Below are 19677 nucleotides of genomic sequence, written 5' to 3'. Positions count from 1 at the left end.
TTCCGCTTCTTCACGCGGCCCCCGCGAGGACGACGGTCGGGGCCTCATCGGCAGAGCCGTGGGGGGTGTACCGGCGGCGCACCGTCTTCCGCGCGACGGCGATCGGCGGCAGACCGACGGTGGCCCTGCGTGCGTCGACTGACTCCGGCGCGCGCAGCGGGCACAGTTCGATGCCGTCGGCGCGCAGCAGGAGCTGGGTGCCGTACTCCTGGTCTCGCCCGCTGGTGATGAGGGTGCGGTCGTGCAGGTGCGCCCAGTGTTGGACCAGTGCGTCGCCGTCCTGGACCGCACGTCCCAGCAGGGTGGCGGCGGCGCGCTGGAAGTCGGGTTCGTCGTCGCTGTGCAGGGCGATGCTCCAAGCGGCGCGGGCCGCGTCGGGGCCGACGAGGCGGTGGCCGGGCCAGTCGTGGTCGGCCAGGATGCGGCGCAGCGCCTTGGTGTTGGCGTGGTCGGTGTGCCGGCCCTGTCCGAGTTGGACGGCGTCGAGCTGGTCGCGCACGCGCTTGGCCCGGTGCGCGGCCGATTCCGTGGCGCGGGCGATCAGCTCGTGGGCGAGGTCGGGCCGCAGCGGTTCGTCGGTTGTCACGCGTTGCTCCGATCACCCGGGGCCTGCTGAGGCGCGTGGACCTGGCAGCTGATCAGCGCGCTGAGCCCGGGGCGGGGCTCGGCGGGGAGTTCGAGGCGGGCGACTCGATCACCGTCGCGTCCGGAGCCGGATCCGCACACGTCCCAGCCGGTGTCGGTGAGCCGACGCAGGAGAGCAGCGAGGGGTTCGGCTTCGAGGGCGTGGCGGGCCAGGGTCTCGGCCCGTACGACAGGGAGCTCGAGTCGGGCGGCGAAGTCGGACGCCCACAGGGTGATCAGGCGGGTGATGTCGTCGGAGTGGCCGGGCAGGGTGTGGATGCTGTGGAGGAAGAGGCACGGCCCCTGGCCCCATCCGAGGTCGGGGTCGCCCTCGGGGATCATGCAGGCCAGCAGCCTCCCGTCCTCGAACAGTCCGGTGGGCAAGGTCTGCGCCTCGCGGAACTGCGCGGGGATGTCGGCTCGGGCGGGTACGGGCAGGCTGTGCAGGGTGAGCCAGTGCTGGCGGTCCTGGACGAGGGCGGCGGCTTCCTTGCGCTCGGCCGCGGTGCTCAGCATGCGCATCTCGTAGATGGCGGCCGGCGGCGTCTGCGTGAACGGGACGGGGACGGAGCGGTCCTCGCTGGCCGTGGGGGTCATAGGGCGGGTCACTGGGTTGCCCCGCTTCGCGTCGCGTGGGCGGCATGCTCGGCCGGCAGCAGCTGCCAGCTGTGCGCAAGGACCACCAGGCGGTGGGCGACGACGGTGAGGGAGCAGCGTTCGGGACAGGCCAGCTTCCAGCGCACGGTGCGCAGCGTGGAGTGGACGGTGTTCGGCTTGAGCTGGGTGGCGGCTGCGATCTCGCGGGCGTCCAGGCCCTTGATCACGTGCTGGGCGATGCGCTGTTCGGACGGGGTGAGGGGCTGTGTTGGGGCGAGGGCGGTCATGGCAAGGATTCCTCGTTGAGGGCCGGTCAGTCGGTCGTCGTGGGGCGCAGCAGGACGGGGACGCTGGTGTGTCCGTTGCTGATGAGGCTCGGCAGGCGCTGCAGGTCTTCGCGCTGGGTGGCGAGCTGAGCGTCGGGGAAGCGCTCGAAGAACAGGCGCAGGGCCGTGGCGACTTCGAGGCGGGCCAGCGGAGCACCGAGGCAGAAGTGGACGCCGTGCCCGAAAGCGAGGTGCTCCTTGCTGATCCGGGTGGCGTCGAACTGGTCGGCGTCCTGGTGCAGGCAGGGGTGTCGGTTGGCGGCGGCGTAGGAGGCGAGGACGGCGTCGCCGAACCGGATGGTCTGCCCGTCGGGGAGCGGGATGTCGGTGAGGGCGTAGCGCAGGGGCAGGTGCTTGACCGCGGGCTCGTGCCGCAAGGTCTCCTCGACGATGTCCTGCCAGGTGCACCGTCCGTCCCGGACATGGGCGAGCTGCTGCGGGTCGGACAGCAGGGTGGTGAGGGCCTGGTCGATGACGTTGACGGTGGTCTCGTACCCGGCGCTGATCATCAGCAGGAGCGTGTCGCGCAGTTCGGCGTCGCTGAGGGTGGAACCGTCGCCTTCCTCGTCGCGGGTGGCGATCAGCAGCGAGGTCATGTCCTCGCCGGGCGTGATCCGCTTGGTGGCGATGAGGGCGTCCAGCAGGCCGTAGAGGGCGGCGGTGTTGGCCGTCTGTTCCTCAGCGGTGAGGTGGGTGGCGAAGACGTTGTCGACCACGGTGCGGAACTCGGCGCGCTGGTCGGCGGGGACGCCCATGAGCTGGCCGATGACGGCGATCGGCAGCGGGTAGGCGAGGTGCTCGCGCAGGTCGGCACTTTCCCCGGCCGGGAGGGCGTCGAGGTCGTCGAGCAGCCCGGTGACCAGGGTCTCGATGCCCGTCTGGAGGGCGGCGGTGCGGCGGGCTGAGAGGGCGGGGGCGACCATGCGGCGCAGGCGGTTGTGGTTCGCGCCGTAGGCGGTGAACATGTTCTCCACCGCGACCCACAGGGCCAGCGGCCAGGTGGGGACGGTCTCGGCGAAGGCCGGCCAGTGGGCGCGGCCGTCCTTGGAGACGTCCTTACTGGTGAGCAGTTCCTTCAGGAGAGCCGGGTCGGAGACGGACCAGGCGCGCACGCCGAGGATGTCTACGAGGGTGGCGGGGCCGCGCTCGCGCAGGGCCTGGTGTTCGGCGTCTGGGTCGCTGCCGGTGGGGTCGAGGACGAGTATCTGCTGTTCGGGCACGTCGAGGTCTCTTTCAGTTGGTGGGGAAGGTGACCGGCAGGGTCACCAGGGACCGGTGGAAGGGGCCGGGGCGCCAGGTGAGGTCCTCGCGGCGGGTGGCGAGGTCCATCTCGGGCAGGGCGTCGAGGATGTGGAGGATGGCGGCCTCGGCGATGAGGTAGGCGTGAGAGCTGGCCGGGCAGCTGTGCGGGCCGGCGCCCCAGGCGAGGTGGGCGCGGTTGCCCAGCGGCGCGCGCCCGCCGAGATCGGGGTCGTTGTTGCAGGCGGCGTAGCTGATGACCACCGGCTCGTCGGCCGGGAGCAGGTAGCCGCCGACGTCGGCAGGCCGGGGCGGGTAGCTCATGGAGAAGTTCGCGAGCGGGGGGTCGCGGTACAGGACCATGTCCAGGGCTTCGCGGACGGAGGCGTCGCCGGCGTGCAGGTCGCCGGAGAAATCCGGGTTGGTCAGCATCTCCAGGAGCGTGTTGGTGATCAGGTTGGTCAGCGGTTCGATGCCCGCGCCGTAGAGGGTGATGAGCTGCTGGCCCATCTCGACGTCGTTCAGCCGCGCGACGTGGACGAGGAGCCTGCTGGTCACGTCGTCTCCGGGATGCGCCCGGCGCAGGGAGACGAGGTCGGTGACGGCCTGGGCGAGGATCTGGTTGCCGATGGAGGCGTTGACCCCGTCGAAGATCTTGGACATGCCGTCCGCGATCCGTCGCCCGACCTCGTCGGGGCAGCCGAGCAGGTGGCTGAGCGTCTGGAACGCGAGCGGCCAGGCGTACTGGGCCAGCAGGTCGGCCTTCCCCTCGGCAGCGAAGGCGCTGATGGTCTGGGCGGCGACCTGCTCGACGTGATCGCGCAGCGCGTGCTGGTCGACGGCCTGCAACGCGGCGGTGTTCGCGGCCCGATAGCGGGCGTGCTCGGCGCCGGCGGAGCGCAGGGCGTTGGGCCGGTACTCCATCATCGGCCGGATGGGGCAGGTGTCCGGGACGGTGGTCTGCCACCGGCGCGGGTCGGCGGGGAAACGCTGCGGGTCGCCGAGGATACGGCGGGCCGCCTCGTAGCCGACGACCAGCGTGGCGGGCACGCCGGGCGCCAGGTCCACCGGGACCAAGGGCCCGAACTGCTCGCGCATACGCCGGTAGAAGGCGTGCGGGTCTTGGGCGAAGTCCGGCTCGTACAGGGAGATGCGAGGGGGCGCGGTGCTCACGGTCGGGGCTCCAGACGTGCGAGGTATTCGGTGAGCTGGATCAGTGCCTGCATGCACGACGCCCGCTCGCGGGCGTCGCACACGCTCAGCGGGGTGTGTCCCTCCAGGGCGAGCGCCTCGTGGATCTCGGCGAGCGGGTAGCGGGGTGCGCCGTCGAACTGGTTGACCGCGACCGCGTACGCCACTTCGGCCTCTTCGAGGAGGGTGAGGATCTCGTGGGAGGCATCGAGGTCGCGGGGGTCGACCAGGACCAGGGCGCCGAGGGCGCCGACGATCAGCTCCTCCCACAGGAACCGGAACCGGACCTGGCCCGGGGTGCCGAACAGGTACAGCACCAGGTCGTCGCCGAGGTGCTTGCGCCCGAAGTCGACGCCGACGGTGGTGGTGGACTTCTCCGGCGTGCGGGCCAGGTCGTCGACCAGAGCGCTGGCCCGGGTGATGGTCTCTTCCATGTGCACGGGCGGCACTTCGGAGACGCTGCCGACGAACGTGGTCTTGCCCACGCCGAAGGCTCCGGCGACCACGATCTTCGCGGTCGCCGTCACCGTCGGCGCGACGAACCGGTCAGGCGTGAGCGCGGAGGCCATGAAGGACCCTTTCGATCAGTGAGGCGGGAGGGCGTTCGGCGTCGTGGACCTGGGCGAGGGTCATCAGCCCGAGTCCGATGAGGTCGGCGACGAGGATGCGGGTGGTCGAGGGCGGCAAGGCGAGTTCGGATGCGATCTCGGCGACGGCCAGACCGCCGCCGCGGGAGCCGGCGAACAGAGCCAGCAGGCGGCGTCCGTCGGCATTAAGTCCGGGGTGTGTGCCGGTCGCGGCGAAGACCACGCTCTCCAGACACACGTCCGTGCTGGGGCGGGTACGTCCGCCCGTGCGGACGTAGGGCCTGACCAGGTCGGGATCCTGCCGCGGCCTGCTCATGCCGGCGGTGCTTCCACGCCGCTGGTCACCCGGGTCTTGACGCCCAGATGATCGCCGACACTTCCCGCCAGCCGCAGGGCGGCCTCGCTGATCACGTCGACGTCGACGTTGGGGCTGCTGGTGCGGACGGCGAGCATCGTGTTCTCCCCGGCCGGGACGAGCAGGGAGATGTGGTCGACCGACTCCATGACGAACTGGCGCACGCCCCCGCCGCCGGTCTCGTGGTCGTAGGCCCGCGACGCCGCCCACAGCGTCGAGGTGATGGCGGCGATCTTCTCCGCCTGCTCCTGCGGGAGGCGGGGCGTGTAGTCCGGGCTCATGCCGTCGGCCGCGACGAGCACGGCGTACTCCACGCCGTCGGTCTCCTCCAGGCGCTCCAGGAACCAGCCGATGTTCTTCTCGCTCATGCCTCGTGTCCTTGCTCGTCAGGGGTCAGGGAGGGGGCGGCGTCAAGTTCGGCGCGTGCCGCCTGGGTGCCGCGGGCCCAGGAGGCGATCACGCTCGCGCGTCCCGGCTCCGCATTGGCCGGGCGGCGGGCTGGAGCAGGTGCCGGGGTGCCGCGCCGGTTGCGCCGCGTCAGCCCGCTGGCCGTCGTCCCGACAGCGGCCGGCGCATCGAGGCGCTCCTCTGCCGGCGGGTGTGCCGGTACGGCGACGGGCTGCGGTCCTCGCGCGGGCGGGGCCAGTGCCAGGCGGCTCTCCGGGACGGGGGCGAGCGCGCCCTGCGGGACGCTGTCCGCCGACAGCGCGGGTGCGGGTGCGGCCTCGGCCACGGTGGTGAGGAGGTCCTGGGGCAGGGTGAGGAGCGCGCGGGTGCCCAGCAGCGCGTTGGGGGCCTGGACGTCGACCCGGAAGCCGTAGGCGCGAGCGAGGGCGGCGGCGACCCGGAAGCCGGTCTTGGGCAGGGCGCCGAGCCGTGTGATGTCGTCGGTTCGCTGGCCGGTGAGGACGTCCCGTGCCTCGTCGAGCTGCTCCGGCGTCATCTGCAGACCGCTGTCGTCCACAATGACGGTGACCCCGTGGTGGCCCTGCTCGAAGGAGACGTGGACGCGGGACTGCGGCGGGGAGAACCGCAGCGCGTTGTCCAGCAAGAGTGCGAGGGTGTGCACCACGGGCCCGACGACACGGGTCTTCACCGCGAGGGGCAACTCCTGCGGTGCCACGCGCTGGTAGTCCTCGACGTAGCCCATCGCAGCCCGCACCAGATCGGTCAGGCTCGTGGTGGTCCAGTGCCGGGTCAGCTTGCCGCCGGCCAGGACCGTCCAGCCCTGCGCGACCAGCAGCGTCTGCTGGACGGTGCGGTCGATCCCGGTCAGCGTCTCGAAGGCGGCGTCGTCCTGGTGCGCCCGGACCCCCTCGCTGACCCTGCGGCTGGTCCGGGCGGCCATTCCCACCAGCGCCGACGACACGCTGCGCACCGCGGCCTCGGTCGACCGCACGGCGTTCGCCTGCACACGTGTGATCTCCGCCTGCGCGTCGGTGTGCGCACGGTGCAGCTCCTCCGCCCCGCGCGTCTTGACCTGTTCGATCTCCTGGTGCGCGGCATACTGGATGTCACGGACGATGGCCTGGGCGAGGCCGGCGGTGGCCTTGACCGCGAGCTCCAGCCGCCAGCCGACCGCGGTGCCGGCCAGCTCCGGCGCCAGAACAGGCGGAGCAGCCCGGCCGCCGGCCGTGTGGATCTGCGGCAGCACCTCGTGGACCAGCCGGTCCAGAGCCTGCCCGGTTGCCTGCTGCTCGCGGGCCAGGAGAAGTGCCTGCTGTCGTGCCGCGAGCCAGCGGCGACGGGTGACCCAGACCGCTGCCACGGCGACGACGGCCGCGAGGGTGAGCAGGACGAGTGTGGTGATGGCGAGCGTGTTCATCAGGCACTCGCCGCCACGAGGGCGTCCGCCTCCGCCGCAGGCGCACCCGCGCCGAGCTGCTGCAGCAGGAGCGCGGATCCGATGACCCCGATGTGGCTGTACGCCTGCGGGAAGTTGCCCAGCTGCCGCCCGCTGGTGGGGTCGTACTCCTCGGCGAGCAGGCCGAGGTCGGTGCGCAGGGCCAGCAGTCGGCTGAACAGGGCGTGGGCTTCGTCCAGGCGGCCGGTCAGGGCGAGCGCGTCGACCATCATGAACGAGCAGAGGAGGAAGGTCCCCTCGTTACCGGTCAGGCCGTCGATCCCGGTGCGCTTCCCGGCGGTCCGGTACCGGTGCACGAAGCCCTCGGGGGTGGACAGATCCCGGCGCACCGCTTCCACCGTTCCGACCACGCGCGGGTCGTCCGGCGGTAGGAAGCCCACCTGGGGGATCAGCAGCAGGGCGGCATCAACCTCCTGCGATCCGTAGGACTGGGTGAAGGTGTTGCGCTCGGCGTCGAAGCCGCGCGTGCACACGTCGTGGTGGATGGCCTCGCGCAGCTCGATCAGCGCGAACAGGTCGGCTTCCATGGCACCGGCCTCGACCAGGCGGATGGTGCGGTCGACGGCCACCCAGGTCATGATCTTGGAGTGGACGAAGTGCCGCCGCTCTCCGCGGACTTCCCAGATCCCCTCGTCGGGCATCTGCCAACGCTCGGCCAGGTGTTCAACGAGCCGCTGGTGGAGGACCGCGGTGTCCCCGCACGGGGCGACGCCGCTCTCGTGCGCGAGGTAGAGGGTCTCGATCACGTAGCCGTAGACGTCGAGCTGCACCTGGTCGGCCGCGCCGTTGCCGATCCGGACCGGTGCCGAGTTCTCGTATCCGGGCAGCCATCCCAACTCCCGCTCCGACAGGTCCCGCTGGCCGGTGATGCCGTACATGATCTGCAGGTTCTCCGGATCGCCGGCCACCGCCCGCAGGAGCCACCGGCGGAAGAAGTCGGCCTCCTGGCGGAAGCCGGACCCGAGCAGTGCGGCCAGGGTGGTGGAGGCGTCGCGCAGCCAGGTGTAGCGGTAGTCCCAGTTCCGTTCGCCGCCGAGTTCCTCGGGCAGCGACGTGGTCGGCGCGGCGACGATGCCCCCGCTGGGCGCGTACGTCATCGCCTTCAAGGTGATGACCGAGCGGAGGACAGCGTCGCGGTAGGGCCCGGTGTAGGTGCACTGGCTCGCCCAGTCCTCCCAGAACGCCAGGGTCGCCTCCAGCGCCGCCTCGGGCTCAGGGATCTCGGGCGCGCAGCCGTGGGACGGACTCCAGCTCAGCACGAAGGCCACGCTGTCGCCGACGGCGACCGTGAAGGAACCCACGATCGCCCCGTCCTTCTCCCGCTGCTCGGTGGCCGTGTCCAGCCACAGCGCGTCCTCGCCACCCTCGGCCACCATGCGTCCGCCCACCTCATGGACCCACGGACTGATGCGGCCGTACCCCGGGCGGGCGCGCAGCGCGGACACCATGGAGACCTGACCGGCCGTGCCTTCCACGATCCGGATCACCTGCGGCGCTCCGTTGCGCGGCGGCATGAAGTCGGTGACCGTCACGCTGCCGGAGGAGGTCCTCCACACCGTCTCCAGCACGAGGGACTCGCCGACATAGCGCCGCTCGGCGCTCGCCGCGGCGCCCTCCTGGCAGGCGGCGGCGGGGGCTATGCGCCATGCCCCGTGCTTCTCCGAACCGAGCAGGGCCGCGAACGGGGCCGGCGAGTCGAAGCGGGGCAGGCACAGCCAGTCGATCGAACCGTCATCGCAGCCGTGGGCGCTGGTCTGCATGTCGCCGATCAGGCCGTACTGCTCGATGCGCGGAAGCCGTTTCATCGTGTCGATCTCCGTGAGCCCCGCGGGTCCGGGGTGGTTTCGGGGCCGCCGCAGCGGCAGGGAAAGGTGGGCAGAAGGCAGGTCGGTGGTCACCGGGGCGAGGGGGAGCATTGCCGGGCGGCGGCAGGTCCTCGACGGCTCGTGCAGGGCCGGCCGCCCGCTCGCCGCGAAGCACCAGCCAGGCCGTCTGCCCGAGGATCAAAGCGATGACGACGGCGCCGGTCACCGTCATGTCCGCGGCACCGAAGCGGCGAAGACCAGGCAGGCCAGGGCGAGGGCGAAGACGGCCCCGCGCAGCACGTTGACCGTGGGCTTCCGCCAACGCCGCCCGCCCTGCACGCTGATCGGCCCGGGACCGCCGCGTTCCACGTGTGCCATCAGCTCCTGGGTGGCCTCGGCGAGCCTGACCAGGTACACCCGGCTCGGCATGTAGCCCTCGGGGACGCTGTCGGAGCAGAGCCGCTGCGCGCGCAGCAGGGCGGGAATCCCGGGAGCGGTCTGTGCGCCCAACTGGGCAATGTGGCCGCGCAGAAGGCGAACGAGGTCCTCCACATCGGCAGCGCTCTCGGGCAGTGGCGAATCCTCGCCCAGCACCAGCGTCACCGTCTCCGACGCGGCCACCACGTGATCGCGCGTCGGCGCCGGCGCCTCAGTGACGGGCGCTCGCCGCCCGCGCTCTCCCACGGGCTGGCTGCCGTCTCGGTGAGGGTCCAGCGAAAGGCGCATGACGCAACTCCTGTTCGGATCAAGCCAAAGTGAGCCGAGATCGCCGGTCGGAGCCGACGGCTGGCGTGCGAAGTGGGTGACCTGGCAGCTACGTTGAGCGAACCGTGAATCCCGTCCGAGGGGTATGCCTGTGCGGACGGGAAGGCCGCCAAAGGCGCCAAAGATCATTTCGGAACCGAGGGGCAGTCCATGGCCCGTGAACGAAACGTCGCCCTCGCCGCACTCCTGCGCGAAGCAGGCTGGTCCCAGCCGCAAGCAGCCGCCGCTGTTGCCCGCGTGGCCGCGGAGTGCGGAGTGCGCGAGCTGGAGGCGATCTCCCGCTCGCACATCTCCATGTGGGTGCTCGGCACGAAGCCGAGTGGGAGAGCGCCGCATATCCTGCGCGAGACGCTGTCCCGCAGACTCGGCCGCCGCCTCTCCCAGGCCGACCTCGGGCTGGAAGAAGCGCCGACAGGCACGACCGACACCGGATCCGACTGGAGCGTCGACCCTCTGACCGCACTGGCCGAGCTGGGAAGCGACGATCTCGACATGCACCGACGCAAGCTGCTGGCCACCGCCGCCTACTCCGCGGCCGGCCTTGCCCTGCCCACCACCTCGTGGTGGGCAGCCGCCCCCGCTGCAGCGACGAACCGCCGACCAGCCTCCTCGCGCTCGGTGACTCAGGCCGACGTCGACGACGTCCGCGACCTCACGGTCTACTACTCCGCGCGCGACCAGCAGCGAGGCGGCGCATCCGGCCGCAAAGCCCTTGCCAGCCACCTGCTCGACGAGGCGGTGCCGCTCCTCGGCGGCCGATTCCGTACAGATCAGCTTCGCCGTGACACGTACTCCGCCGTGGCGGAGATGACCTACCTCGCCGGTTGGATGGCCTTCGACGCCAGTGAACACCGCACTGCTCAGCGCTACCTCACCATTGCCGCCCGCATCGCGGCGGAAGCGGGAGACGGACCGCTTGGTGGTCATGTCCTGCGCGCCCTCGCCCACCAGGCCGTGGACCTCGGGCATCCGCGCCGGGCGCTGGCCCTGGCCGACGCCTCGATGTCCCGCGACCGCTACGGCCAGGCCAGCCATCGTGAAAAGGCGCTGCTGGCGATCGTCCATGCACGCGCCCTCGCGTCCGATGGCGACCGGGCTGGCACCCTCGCGGCCATTAGCCGCGCGGAGCGGGACCTCGCCCGCGCCGACGCCACCGAGGCACCGGTCCGCGTCGGCTTTTTCCAGGAAGCCTCCCTCGCCCACGAGACGGCCTGCGCTCTGCGTGACATGGGTCAGCCTCGGGATGCGGAGATCCACTTCAAGCGCAGCGTGGCCACGCGCCGACGCCAGCAGTTCGCCCGTACCCACAGCGTGACCCTCGGCTACCTCGGCGCAGTCCAAGTCCAGCAGGGGCACCTTGACGAGGCATGCGCAACCTGGAACGAAGCACTCGACGCCATGGCCGGTATCCAGTCCGGGCGAGCCCGCGACGTCATCGTCCGTATGCAGATCGACATCTCGCCCGTCCGGCAGCGCGGTGGTCTCCACGTCGCCGAACTGGACCGTCGCGCGCGAGGCATGTTGCGCGCCATAGGCTGACCACAGAACGGTTTCGCGGCGCCGACCGGAGGCCGCCGCGCACGCTACGCCCAGGGAGAGGAACGAGCGCTGATGCCGACCTACGAGGTCAAGTCGATCGCAACGGTCGTCGGCGGCCACACCCGCGTACAGGACGACTACCAAGGCGGGGTCGAATCGATCATCCGGCTCGACGACGCGTATCCCCTTGAAACGCTGCAAGGAATCGAGGAGTTCTCCCACCTGACCGTGACCTGGCGCTTTCATCTGGCCCGACCCGAAGACGTCCAGCTCCACGCACGCAGTGCAAGGGGAAATCCGAACTGGCCGGCGACCGGTACGTTCGTCCACCGCAACCACCGGCGCCCCAACCAACTGGCGGTCAGCTACCCACGGTTGCTCAAGGTCGAAGGCAGGGACCTTGTGGTAACCGATCTCGACGCCGTCGACGGGACGCCCGTGATCGACCTCGCACCGTACTTCGAACAGATGGGGCCTCAGGGCCTGATCCGTCAGCCCGCATGGCCTGGCGAGATGCTTGAACCGAGCTACTGGGCGAAGGCAAGCGAACGGCCCTCGGAGCGTCCCTTGTAGGGGAAGTGACTGAGCTGCCCGACTCGTCAACCGCATGGCCGGGAACCAGTTAGAAGTCTGGCTCAACCCGCGGCGCTCGCACACCGGAACTCACACCACGTCTCCTTGCCGCTGCTCTCCCACGCGTCTGAGATCGCATCGACAAGCCGGATCCCTCGACCGGATTCACCAGCGGGTCCGGCTTCCCTGAGTACAGCTGGGGCCGGATTGTGATCGGTGACCGAGACGCGCACCACGTCGACGGCCACCGTGATCCGGAACACGACTTCTCCCTCACCGTGAACCACAGCGTTGGTGACCAGCTCCGAGACGGCCAGTACGACGACCCCCGCCACCGGCTCCGAAACGCGGCACCGCCGCAGGAACGCCCCGGCTGTCTGCCGCATTTCCCCAACTCTCGTGAGAGCAGGGAGAAAGGCGGCCTGACAGCCATGGGATGGCGCCGGTATGTCTGCCCTCGCCGATGTGCTGTGCCGGTCTTCGTGAACCGACCTCGTGCATGACACGCCTGCCACGTCGGTAAAGCTACGGATGCCCCCGCCGGGCGGGGCCTGCTCTTGAAGCCTGGTCATGGGGGCTATCGCACCGCGTGGCGACGCCGTCGACCAGGGGAATCCAGAGGGGGAAAAATCTGTCAAGGGGGAGAGCCGGAGGGGGAATTGAGGCCATGATTAGATTCCGCCCACCAACAGAGGTCACACTCGTGCCAGATCCGTTCGCCGACCTGCTCCTGCGGCTTCGGCAGGATGCGGGCCGGACGCAGGAGGAGCAGGCAGAGGCGATCAACGCTGTCTCCGGCCGGGACACCATGACCCGCCGAGAGATCAGCCGCTATGAGAACTTCGAGAACGTCCCTACCAATCACACAATCGCCCACATCGCGGCGGCCTGTGGTGTGCCCTTCGAGGAGCTACAGCAGGAGGCCAAGGCTGCCCGCGCTCGGAAGAGAAAGGGGCATGCCAATGCAGAGGAGGTCCAGGACGCCGTGAAGCGTCGCACGCTGCTGGGTGGCGCCGCTGCTGGCGTGAGCGCGGCTGCAGAGCCCTGGGGGCGCCTCGCCTTCGCCCTCAGCAAGGGGTCCAAGATCGATTCGCCCTCCGCCGTCGCGCTCATCGACCGGGCCGCTGAGCTACACGTCCAGGAACTCAATCTCAGCGCCTGGCGGCTACAAAGCACGGTCGAGTCGCATCTTGACGCGATCACCGCGGCTCTGCCTCGTGCCGGCGAGCACGAGCGGGCTCTCACTATCGCCGCCGGAGAAACCGCCGCCTTGGCCGGTTGGGTGGCCTGGGACCTGGGTGAGCACGACAAAGCCGACGCCTACTACAAGGTCACGTCGCAGTGCGCGACGACTGCGGGGCACCCTCCGCTCCGAGCCCTGGCCCTGACCTACAGCAGCTACGGCGCCTCGACGCCGAAGGCGAAGTCGGAGTTCCTTTCCCAAGCGGCCAGCGACGTGCGAGGCCGTGGCAACGCTACTGCTGCTGCCTGGGTCTTCGGCAGGCACGCGGAGGAGGCTGCGGCGGCTGGCGACGAAATGGGGGCGCTCCGGGCGTTGGAGCGAGCGCGCTTCGCCTACGACTTCGCAGATCACACCAGCGAGCAGGCGTGGGTCCGGTTCGTGACCCCATACCGCATGGACTCGTTGGCCCTCTCTGTATACGGGCAGTTGGGGCGTCCCGAACTCACCGCTACAGCAGACACCGCAGTCGACCGCCTCGGAGACGAACTCCCGGACGGAGGCGTCGTGGTTCTCGGTGATCTCGCTTCTGCCCTGCTGCGTGGAGGTGATGTCGACCAAGGGGTCTACGTGTCACGCCAGTTCGCCGCAGCGGCACAGGCCAAGCCGAACACGATGGGCAAGGAGCGCGCATTGGCAATCGCAGCGTCGCTCCCCGACAGCGAGCAGGAACTCAGCCGCCATCTGCGGCAGTTCGCATCCTGAGTCCCTGCGTGGCACGCGGACAAGCCCAGGACGCGAACGCAGTCGTACGGCCGGTCCGTCGCTCGGCGGACCTATGCCGTCTCCGCGACAACCCAGGACAAGTACGCCTCCGAACCGCCGGTCACGGGCAGCGTGATCCACTGGGGGACGTCGTACGGGTGCTTCTCATGCAGCCACGCCTCCAGTGCCGGGAGACGGTCCGCCGTAGTCATGTACGAGATCCGCCACTCCTGCGCCGTCTCGACCTCCCCCTTCCACCAATAGAAGGCGGTGATTGGCGCATCGATGTGAACTCCCGCTGCAAGCTTGCTCTCGACCGCGCCACGGGCCAGCGCCTTCGCCTGATCCTCGGTGTCGCTGGTCGTCTGCGCGATCACAATCTCGTTGGCCATGCAATTACCTCTCCAGCTCGGGTACCGCGACCTTACCCAGCCGCCCAGGTCACACGTCACGCTGCTGCCCTTGCCCGTGCCGGACTTTCGGCTCGACACGCTCGACCCGCTCATACGGGTCGCCTAGCGGATCGAGGCGGTGACATCTCCCGACCGAGGGTGATCTCGGCTGGTTGAGGCGTCGACATGCGGAACTCCGCGAGTGGTAGTAGCACAGGCTCGCGGGCACCCCCGAGTGCGTCGCGCACGGTGACGCGCGGGTCGGCAGTGACGCCCGCACAGCGGCCCAGAGGCTACTGATGGACTTCGAGCGGTTTCCGGCGTGCCCGCTGAAGTGGGATCTCCGCGACCCTGGCACTAAAAAAGGATCATGTAGCCCTCGCGGACTCCGCGACACTCAGACGTTGTAGCCCGGCTACTGCACTCCGGGTTACAAATTCTTCGCAGCCAGCGACTTCGGTGCCGCTTCTGTCTCGGCTGTGGGCCACTCGTCCGGGCTGTTCGCTGGCGCGTGCATACCGGGCATCACGGTGCGACCCAGCCAGGCCGACGGGGAGCATGCCCGGCTGCTCCGCACAGAAGGAAGCGCCGCATGACATTGTCCCGTTGCCCTTTCCTCGGCCTGGCATTCGCCGACGGCAGACGAGAAAGGACCCCGAAGGACTGGAACCTGCTCCGGAACCATGTCAACGTACAACGTCCCGGAAAAAACCAGGTCAGTGAGGGGGGAGCCAGCCTTCGAGCCGACCTACGGCCAGGTCGGCCAGTACCTCATGCTGCTCGGCCTCATCGCAGAGACCCCGACCCAAAGGAGCCCCCGGTCGAATGCCGCTCTCCGACCCGCTCGATTCATTGCCCCCATCCGCTTGGCACTTGGCGCCCTGAACGTACGGACCACATCGGAGCGAGTGAACTACGGTGCTTTTCCACAGCGCTGTGCCAGTGCGGCCGTGTTGGCCGGCGAGGACTTGCTGCAATGTAGCTGCCGACGGGACCGAGGGGTCCTCGCGCACATCGCGACACACCTGGAGCCCACCCAGACACGTAGCCCGAGCCGGCGTTGTTCCCGAACGCGTCGTTGCACGCGATCTTGACCGGCTCATTGACGATGGGCTCCGGGTGCTTGTGGCGGACGGCGTGAGCCCGTCCTCCCGGTCGTACCGGCGGGCCTCCCTGAGTTTTGCCCGCTAACAATCCTCCGTGAGTTTCCCCGTGGGGGCGCAAAACATAGACCACGATCGACGGTTAGCCAAACCGGCGATCGTGACGACCATTGAGTGAGCCCGCATTGGGCTCCCCTCGGCAGGGGAGCTTTAGGGGGCGCAGTAGGTAGTGCCGCAATCCTTGGACGAGGAAGGGCGGCACCGTCTTACTGCTTCCCTCATGGGTGCGGCCACTGGACAAGAGCTGGCGGCGCCGCCCTAGATCCTTCAGCGCCCCGTTGTCCTACTGATCTTTACTCGAGGAGATGAGGTGCGTTCTTGACGCAGGGTGGAAGCTACCGGCTTCTAACGCCGGCTGAAGTGGCTGATTGGTTGAAAGTTAGTGAGCAGACGATCAAGAATAAGTACAGATCTTGGGGTTTGCGACCTCAAAAAGTCGGCCGACTTCTGAGATTTCGCGAGCGCGACATCGTCGCGTATTTGGAAAGGAAGTATGGATAACCTGATGAAACGCACTCTGTCAGTGCATCGGCTGGTGGTCCGCTAGGTTGGCTCGGGTTTTCCAGAAATGCAAGGAAGATGCGAAGAGCGGTAACTACCCCTGTACTGCTACTCGCTGCGGCCACAGTTGGACGGTGCGCTATCGGGAGCCTGGTGGACGCGGTGGACGGCAGCGCGAGAAGTCGTTCGAGAAGAAAGGGGCCGCCGACTCCTTTGCCGCCAAGGTTGAGCGGGAAAAGGATCTCGGAACCTACATCGCCCCGACGGGGCTGCTTGTCCCGCTCGTGACGGTGTACCACGAGTTCATCGACTCCGGCAGCCGGGTAAATGGAACACGGTATCAGTACGAGACGAGCCTTCGCCTCCACGTGGAGCCCTACTTCGGGGCTACTGCCATTGGTGCCGTCAAGCCAAAGCACCTCAATGCATGGCTGAAGTGGATGGTGGAAGAGCGTGGTTATGGGGAAAGCACGGCGATCAATCGCTATGAGACGCTCGCGGGTGTCTTCAGCTTCGCCGTCGCCAACGAGTACATAACCAAGAATCCGTGCCAGCATGTCCGCACCGGTCGCCAGCGGGTAAAGCGGAGGGTCAAGAAGATGATCCGCCTGCCTACCCTGGCGGAGATCGAGGCGATTGAGCAGCACCTACCCGGGCCCTACAAGCTGCTCGTGTGGCTCATGGCCGGGTGTGGACTGCGCATCGGTGAGGCGTGTGCCGTGACGTTGCAGCAGTTCGACTTTGAGAGCGGAACGCTCTACGTCGACCGTCAGGTGACGCAGGACGGCGAGAACGAGGAGCCCAAGACCACCGTCCAAAAGGCCATCACCAAGGGCAGGGGGCGCGCCCATTGCATCCGCCACCTCAAGTGGCGCGATCTCGATGAGGGGCGAGCGGTTCCCGTGCCACCCACCATCGCCGCGAAGGTGCAGGAGCACATCCGGATGTACGGCACCTTTCGCGTGGAGGAGGGCCTCAACCGCCTGGAAGGGAACTATCTCTTCTCCAACGTCGGGCGCACCAACATCCTCATGTACTCCCTCGTCGACCGACTGTGGCGTAACTCGAAGAAGGCGGCGGGCATCTCGCGGAGGATCACCACTCACTGGCTTCGCCACTTCTTCGCCTCCGCCGGCTTGTCGAAGGGCGTTCCGGTGACGGACATGGCTGAGTGGCTGGGGCATCGCGACCCCAGGATCACCCATCAGACGTACGCGCATGTCATGCCGGACGCTCCCGAGCGCCTGAGGTCACTGATGGATGGCGTCTTCGCAATGCAGACCGAGCTCGACTTGCCCCTCGAGTTCGAGGCGGTGGTCGAGGTGGCCTGACGTGTATCCGCGCACGCGTGGGGGCATCAGCCAGACAACTGGTGATGCCCCCACGCGTGCGGTTTGGTGGCCCAGACCCGCTGAGGAGGTCGGCAGGCGGCCGGTCGGCGTGGCGCTAATGACGCGGGAAGCGCTACGGTGAGTGACGATCTTCGGTACCTGTCACCAAGCCCCACGGCCAGTCAGATTGAGCACGGCTTTGTCTCCCACCGAGCACGAGATTTCCCGGTGCTGGTTCGGTGCTGACTTCGGAGGGCCAATGGCGTCAAAACCGCAGGTCGCAGCTCTGATCGGATGAGTTGTCGTACCACTCGATGGTGGTGCCGATCAGGCTCGCGGCGACGATGCGCCGCAGGGAGCCGGGGGTGGGTGGCGCGGGAGCCTGGGCAGGCTGGGCGGGCTGGGTAGTCACGGGGGTCCACTTCCAGGCGGGGACGGATTATCCGGGTGCTGCCACACGGTAGGAAGAGGTGGTCCGTAGACCCATGTGGTGGGACACCACAGTCCCATCACGTCCTGTGCGCTCCGGCCCCATGCCGCGGCCGGCTGCGAGAGTCTGGGGTGATGACGGACGACATCTCAGAACTGGTCACGCTGCTCGGTCTCGAACCCCATGTGGAGGGCGGGTGGTACCGGGAGACGTGGAAGGCGCCCGGCGAGGCGGTTCCCGCTGGATATCCGGGTCCGCGCGCGTTCGCGACCGGCATCTACTTCCTGCTGCACCCGGGCGAGGTCTCGAAGTGGCACCGGGTGCGCTCGGACGAGCTGTGGCTCTGGCACCGCGGCGGCCCGCTGCGGATGCGGTTGGGCGGCGATGGCGAGCGCCCGGACGGGGCGCGCGCCGTCGAGGAGGTGCTGGGCAACGGCGTCGAGAACGGGGAGCAGCCGCAGTTCCTGGTGCCCGGCGGCTACTGGCAGTCCGCCGAGCCGGCGGGTGACGAGCCGGTCCTGGTGACGTGCGTCGTCGCCCCCGGGTTCGACTTCGAGGACTTCACGCTGGAGTGAACGCCCGCCGCGAAACGGTCAGGCAGGCGCGCCCAGCGATTCGACGGCGTCGACCAGCGGGGTCAGCCCGGGGTTCTTCGCGGCCTCGTCGAGGGCCTCGCGCAGCGCGGCGTCGTTGGTCGGGCGCGCCTCGGCGAGGAGTTTCAGGCCCGCCTCGCTGACGTTGGTGTAGATGCCGCGACGGTCGGTCGGGCACAGGTAGCGCGAGAGCAGCCCGCGGTCCTCCAGCCGGGAGACCAGCCGGGTGGTCGCGCTCTGGCTGAGGACGACGGAGTCGGCGACCTGGTGCATCCGCAGGTGGCCGCCCTCGCCGTCGTGCTGGCGGCTGAGGACGTCGAGCAGCGAGTACTCGCGGACGCTCAGCTCGTGCCGCGCCTGCAGCGCCCGCTCGATGTGCGCCTCGATCCGGCCGTGCAGCAGGGACAGGGCGCACCAGCCCTGGGCGAGACCGGTCAGTGCGGGGTCGGTGGCGGTCATGGGGTCCCTTCTGCGGCGAGGCGCGGGCGTGAGCGCGCGTACAGCCCAGGATAGGGCACAACCGCGATAGCCCGCGTTTGCAATGAAAGGCGTCTGCAATTATTGTCGAGTCCCGTAAGGAGCATTCGCAACGTTACGGGAAGTGAACCCCATGCCTCTCGCACTGCTGGCCCTCGCCATCGGGGCCTTCGGGATCGGCACCACCGAGTTCGTGATCATGGGGCTGCTGCCCGAGGTCGCCGCCGACTACGGCGTCTCGATCCCGACCGCCGGATTCCTGGTCACCGGCTACGCCCTCGGCGTCGTGCTCGGCGCCCCGCTGATGACCGTCCTCGGCACCCGGATCTCCCGCAAGCGCATGCTGATGCTGCTGATGGGGCTCTTCATCGCGGGCAACGTGATCTCCGCGGTCGCCCCGGTGTTCGGCGTGATGCTCGCCGGCCGGATCGTGGCCTCCCTCGCGCACGGCGCGTTCTTCGGCATCGGCGCGGTCGTCGCGGCCGGCCTGGTCGCCCCGGCGAAGAAGGCCGGAGCGATCGCGATGATGTTCACGGGACTGACCGTCGCGAACCTGGTCGGAGTGCCGCTCGGCACCCTCGTGGGCCAGCACTTCGGCTGGCGCACCACGTTCTTCGTCGTCGCGGGACTCGGCGTCCTGGGCCTGCTCGGCATCGCCAGGCTGCTGCCGGAACAGCCCCGCCCCGAGGGCGTACGGCTGCGCCACGAGATAGCGGCCTTCCGCAACGTCCAGGTGCTGCTCGCGATGGCGATGACGGTGCTCGGCTTCGGCGGGGTCTTCGCCGCCGTCACCTACATCACGCCGATGATGACCGACGTCGCCGGCTTCGCGGACACCTCCGTCACCTGGCTGCTGGTCCTGTTCGGCCTCGGCATGGTCGGCGGCAACCTGATCGGCGGCCGTTACGCCGACCGCCGGCTGATGCCCATGCTCTACGTGACGCTGGGCTCCCTCGCCGTCGTCCTGGCGCTGTTCACCTTCACCGCCCACAACAAGATCACGGCCGCGGCCACCATCCTGCTGATCGGCGCCCTGGGCTTCGCGACCGTCCCGCCGCTGCAGAAGCGCGTGCTGGACCAGGCGGCCGGCGCCCCGACCCTCGCCTCCGCCGTGAACATCGGCGCCTTCAACCTGGGCAACGCCCTCGCGGCCTGGCTCGGCGGCCTCGTCATCGCCTCGGGACTCGGCTACACCGCGCCCAACTGGGTCGGTGGCGCCCTCGCCGCCGCCGCGCTGGTGCTCGCGATCCTGTCCGGCTCCCTGGAGCGCCGGACCACCGCCCGCACCCGACCGGCCACCACCAAGGCGCCCGCACCGTCCGCCGAGCGCGAGCCCGTCCCCGCCCGCCTCTGAACCGTCCTGCCCCGCGCAGCACGGCG

Annotated in this window: 22 protein-coding genes; 7 read left to right on the top strand and 15 right to left on the bottom strand. The window is 69.2% G+C overall.

Annotated features, from left to right (window positions below; translation table 11 throughout):
- Window positions 1–10: 10 nt before the first annotated feature.
- The 11 genes from M2266_RS04540 to M2266_RS04490 form a co-directional block, all read right to left on the bottom strand.
- A complete protein-coding gene (locus M2266_RS04540; protein ID WP_277436945.1) occupies window positions 11–586 on the bottom strand; it encodes a DUF6624 domain-containing protein in 576 nt (191 codons plus the stop codon).
- A complete protein-coding gene (locus M2266_RS04535) occupies window positions 583–1221 on the bottom strand; it encodes a hypothetical protein (RefSeq protein WP_346780867.1) in 639 nt (212 codons plus the stop codon). The genes M2266_RS04540 and M2266_RS04535 overlap by 4 nt, the downstream gene beginning before the upstream one ends.
- 8 nt (window positions 1222–1229) lie before the next feature.
- The gene (locus M2266_RS04530; protein WP_277436944.1) at window positions 1230–1508 is read right to left on the bottom strand and encodes a LuxR C-terminal-related transcriptional regulator; all 279 of its coding nucleotides are present in this window, start codon (window positions 1506–1508) and stop codon (window positions 1230–1232) included.
- A gap of 26 nt (window positions 1509–1534) precedes the next feature.
- A complete protein-coding gene (locus M2266_RS04525; protein WP_277436943.1) occupies window positions 1535–2767 on the bottom strand; it encodes a cytochrome P450 in 1233 nt (410 codons plus the stop codon).
- A gap of 13 nt (window positions 2768–2780) precedes the next feature.
- Window positions 2781–3959 (bottom strand): cytochrome P450, encoded by a 1179-nt coding sequence (locus M2266_RS04520; RefSeq protein WP_277436942.1) that lies wholly within the window; start codon window positions 3957–3959, stop codon window positions 2781–2783.
- On the bottom strand, window positions 3956–4546 hold the full coding sequence (locus tag M2266_RS04515) for an ATP/GTP-binding protein (RefSeq protein WP_277436941.1): 591 nt from the start codon (window positions 4544–4546) through the stop codon (window positions 3956–3958). Before M2266_RS04515 ends, M2266_RS04520 begins: the two co-directional genes overlap by 4 nt.
- Complete coding sequence (locus M2266_RS04510) at window positions 4524–4880, bottom strand: DUF742 domain-containing protein (RefSeq protein WP_277436940.1); 357 nt, start codon at window positions 4878–4880, stop codon at window positions 4524–4526. Before M2266_RS04510 ends, M2266_RS04515 begins: the two co-directional genes overlap by 23 nt.
- Window positions 4877–5287, bottom strand: a complete 411-nt coding sequence (locus tag M2266_RS04505; protein WP_277436939.1) for a roadblock/LC7 domain-containing protein — start codon at window positions 5285–5287, stop codon at window positions 4877–4879. The genes M2266_RS04510 and M2266_RS04505 overlap by 4 nt, the downstream gene beginning before the upstream one ends.
- Complete coding sequence (locus M2266_RS04500; protein WP_277436938.1) at window positions 5284–6744, bottom strand: ATP-binding protein; 1461 nt, start codon at window positions 6742–6744, stop codon at window positions 5284–5286. Before M2266_RS04500 ends, M2266_RS04505 begins: the two co-directional genes overlap by 4 nt.
- Entirely contained in the window at window positions 6744–8588 is a 1845-nt protein-coding gene (locus M2266_RS04495; RefSeq protein ID WP_277436937.1) for a glycoside hydrolase family 15 protein, read from the bottom strand. The genes M2266_RS04500 and M2266_RS04495 overlap by 1 nt, the downstream gene beginning before the upstream one ends.
- Before the next feature lie 228 nt (window positions 8589–8816).
- A complete protein-coding gene (locus tag M2266_RS04490; protein WP_277436936.1) occupies window positions 8817–9209 on the bottom strand; it encodes a DUF6415 family natural product biosynthesis protein in 393 nt (130 codons plus the stop codon).
- Between the two features lie 294 nt (window positions 9210–9503).
- On the opposite strand from M2266_RS04490, the gene M2266_RS04485 reads away from it, so the two are divergent.
- Both M2266_RS04485 and M2266_RS04480 read left to right on the top strand, forming a co-directional pair.
- Window positions 9504–10892 (top strand): Tat pathway signal protein, encoded by a 1389-nt coding sequence (locus M2266_RS04485; protein WP_277436935.1) that lies wholly within the window; start codon window positions 9504–9506, stop codon window positions 10890–10892.
- A 72-nt stretch (window positions 10893–10964) separates the two neighbouring features.
- Window positions 10965–11465 (top strand): SAM-dependent methyltransferase, encoded by a 501-nt coding sequence (locus tag M2266_RS04480; RefSeq protein ID WP_277436934.1) that lies wholly within the window; start codon window positions 10965–10967, stop codon window positions 11463–11465.
- 62 nt (window positions 11466–11527) lie between these two features.
- Here M2266_RS04480 and M2266_RS04475 read toward each other — a convergent pair whose 3' ends face one another.
- Complete coding sequence (locus M2266_RS04475; RefSeq protein ID WP_277441064.1) at window positions 11528–11914, bottom strand: ATP-binding protein; 387 nt, start codon at window positions 11912–11914, stop codon at window positions 11528–11530.
- Between the two features lie 254 nt (window positions 11915–12168).
- On the opposite strand from M2266_RS04475, the gene M2266_RS04470 reads away from it, so the two are divergent.
- Entirely contained in the window at window positions 12169–13410 is a 1242-nt protein-coding gene (locus M2266_RS04470; RefSeq protein WP_277436933.1) for a helix-turn-helix transcriptional regulator, read from the top strand.
- Between the two features lie 71 nt (window positions 13411–13481).
- Here M2266_RS04470 and cutA read toward each other — a convergent pair whose 3' ends face one another.
- On the bottom strand, window positions 13482–13802 hold the full coding sequence (cutA, locus tag M2266_RS04465) for a divalent-cation tolerance protein CutA (RefSeq protein WP_277436932.1): 321 nt from the start codon (window positions 13800–13802) through the stop codon (window positions 13482–13484).
- A gap of 1481 nt (window positions 13803–15283) precedes the next feature.
- Here cutA and M2266_RS04460 point away from each other — a divergent pair.
- Together M2266_RS04460 and M2266_RS04455 are read left to right on the top strand one after the other, a co-directional pair.
- On the top strand, window positions 15284–15466 hold the full coding sequence (locus M2266_RS04460; protein ID WP_277436931.1) for a helix-turn-helix domain-containing protein: 183 nt from the start codon (window positions 15284–15286) through the stop codon (window positions 15464–15466).
- 134 nt (window positions 15467–15600) lie between these two features.
- Window positions 15601–16797 (top strand): site-specific integrase, encoded by a 1197-nt coding sequence (locus tag M2266_RS04455; RefSeq protein ID WP_277436930.1) that lies wholly within the window; start codon window positions 15601–15603, stop codon window positions 16795–16797.
- Between the two features lie 265 nt (window positions 16798–17062).
- Here the strand turns inward: M2266_RS04455 and M2266_RS04450 are convergent, their stop codons facing one another.
- Window positions 17063–17209, bottom strand: a complete 147-nt coding sequence (locus tag M2266_RS04450; protein WP_277441423.1) for a hypothetical protein — start codon at window positions 17207–17209, stop codon at window positions 17063–17065.
- Window positions 17210–17361: 152 nt separating this feature from the next.
- On the opposite strand from M2266_RS04450, the gene M2266_RS04445 reads away from it, so the two are divergent.
- Entirely contained in the window at window positions 17362–17802 is a 441-nt protein-coding gene (locus tag M2266_RS04445; RefSeq protein WP_277436929.1) for a cupin domain-containing protein, read from the top strand.
- Window positions 17803–17820: 18 nt separating this feature from the next.
- Here the strand turns inward: M2266_RS04445 and M2266_RS04440 are convergent, their stop codons facing one another.
- Complete coding sequence (locus M2266_RS04440; protein ID WP_277436928.1) at window positions 17821–18279, bottom strand: MarR family transcriptional regulator; 459 nt, start codon at window positions 18277–18279, stop codon at window positions 17821–17823.
- A gap of 151 nt (window positions 18280–18430) precedes the next feature.
- Here M2266_RS04440 and M2266_RS04435 point away from each other — a divergent pair, with 151 nt between their 5' ends.
- The gene (locus M2266_RS04435) at window positions 18431–19651 is read left to right on the top strand and encodes an MFS transporter (RefSeq protein ID WP_277436927.1); all 1221 of its coding nucleotides are present in this window, start codon (window positions 18431–18433) and stop codon (window positions 19649–19651) included.
- The last annotated feature ends 26 nt before the right edge of the window (window positions 19652–19677 follow it).

The organism is Streptomyces sp. SPB162, from assembly GCF_029504575.1.
Lineage (GTDB): Bacteria > Actinomycetota > Actinomycetes > Streptomycetales > Streptomycetaceae > Actinacidiphila.
Note: the sequence above shows the minus strand (reverse complement) of the source record. Positions and strands in the feature narration are given on the sequence as shown.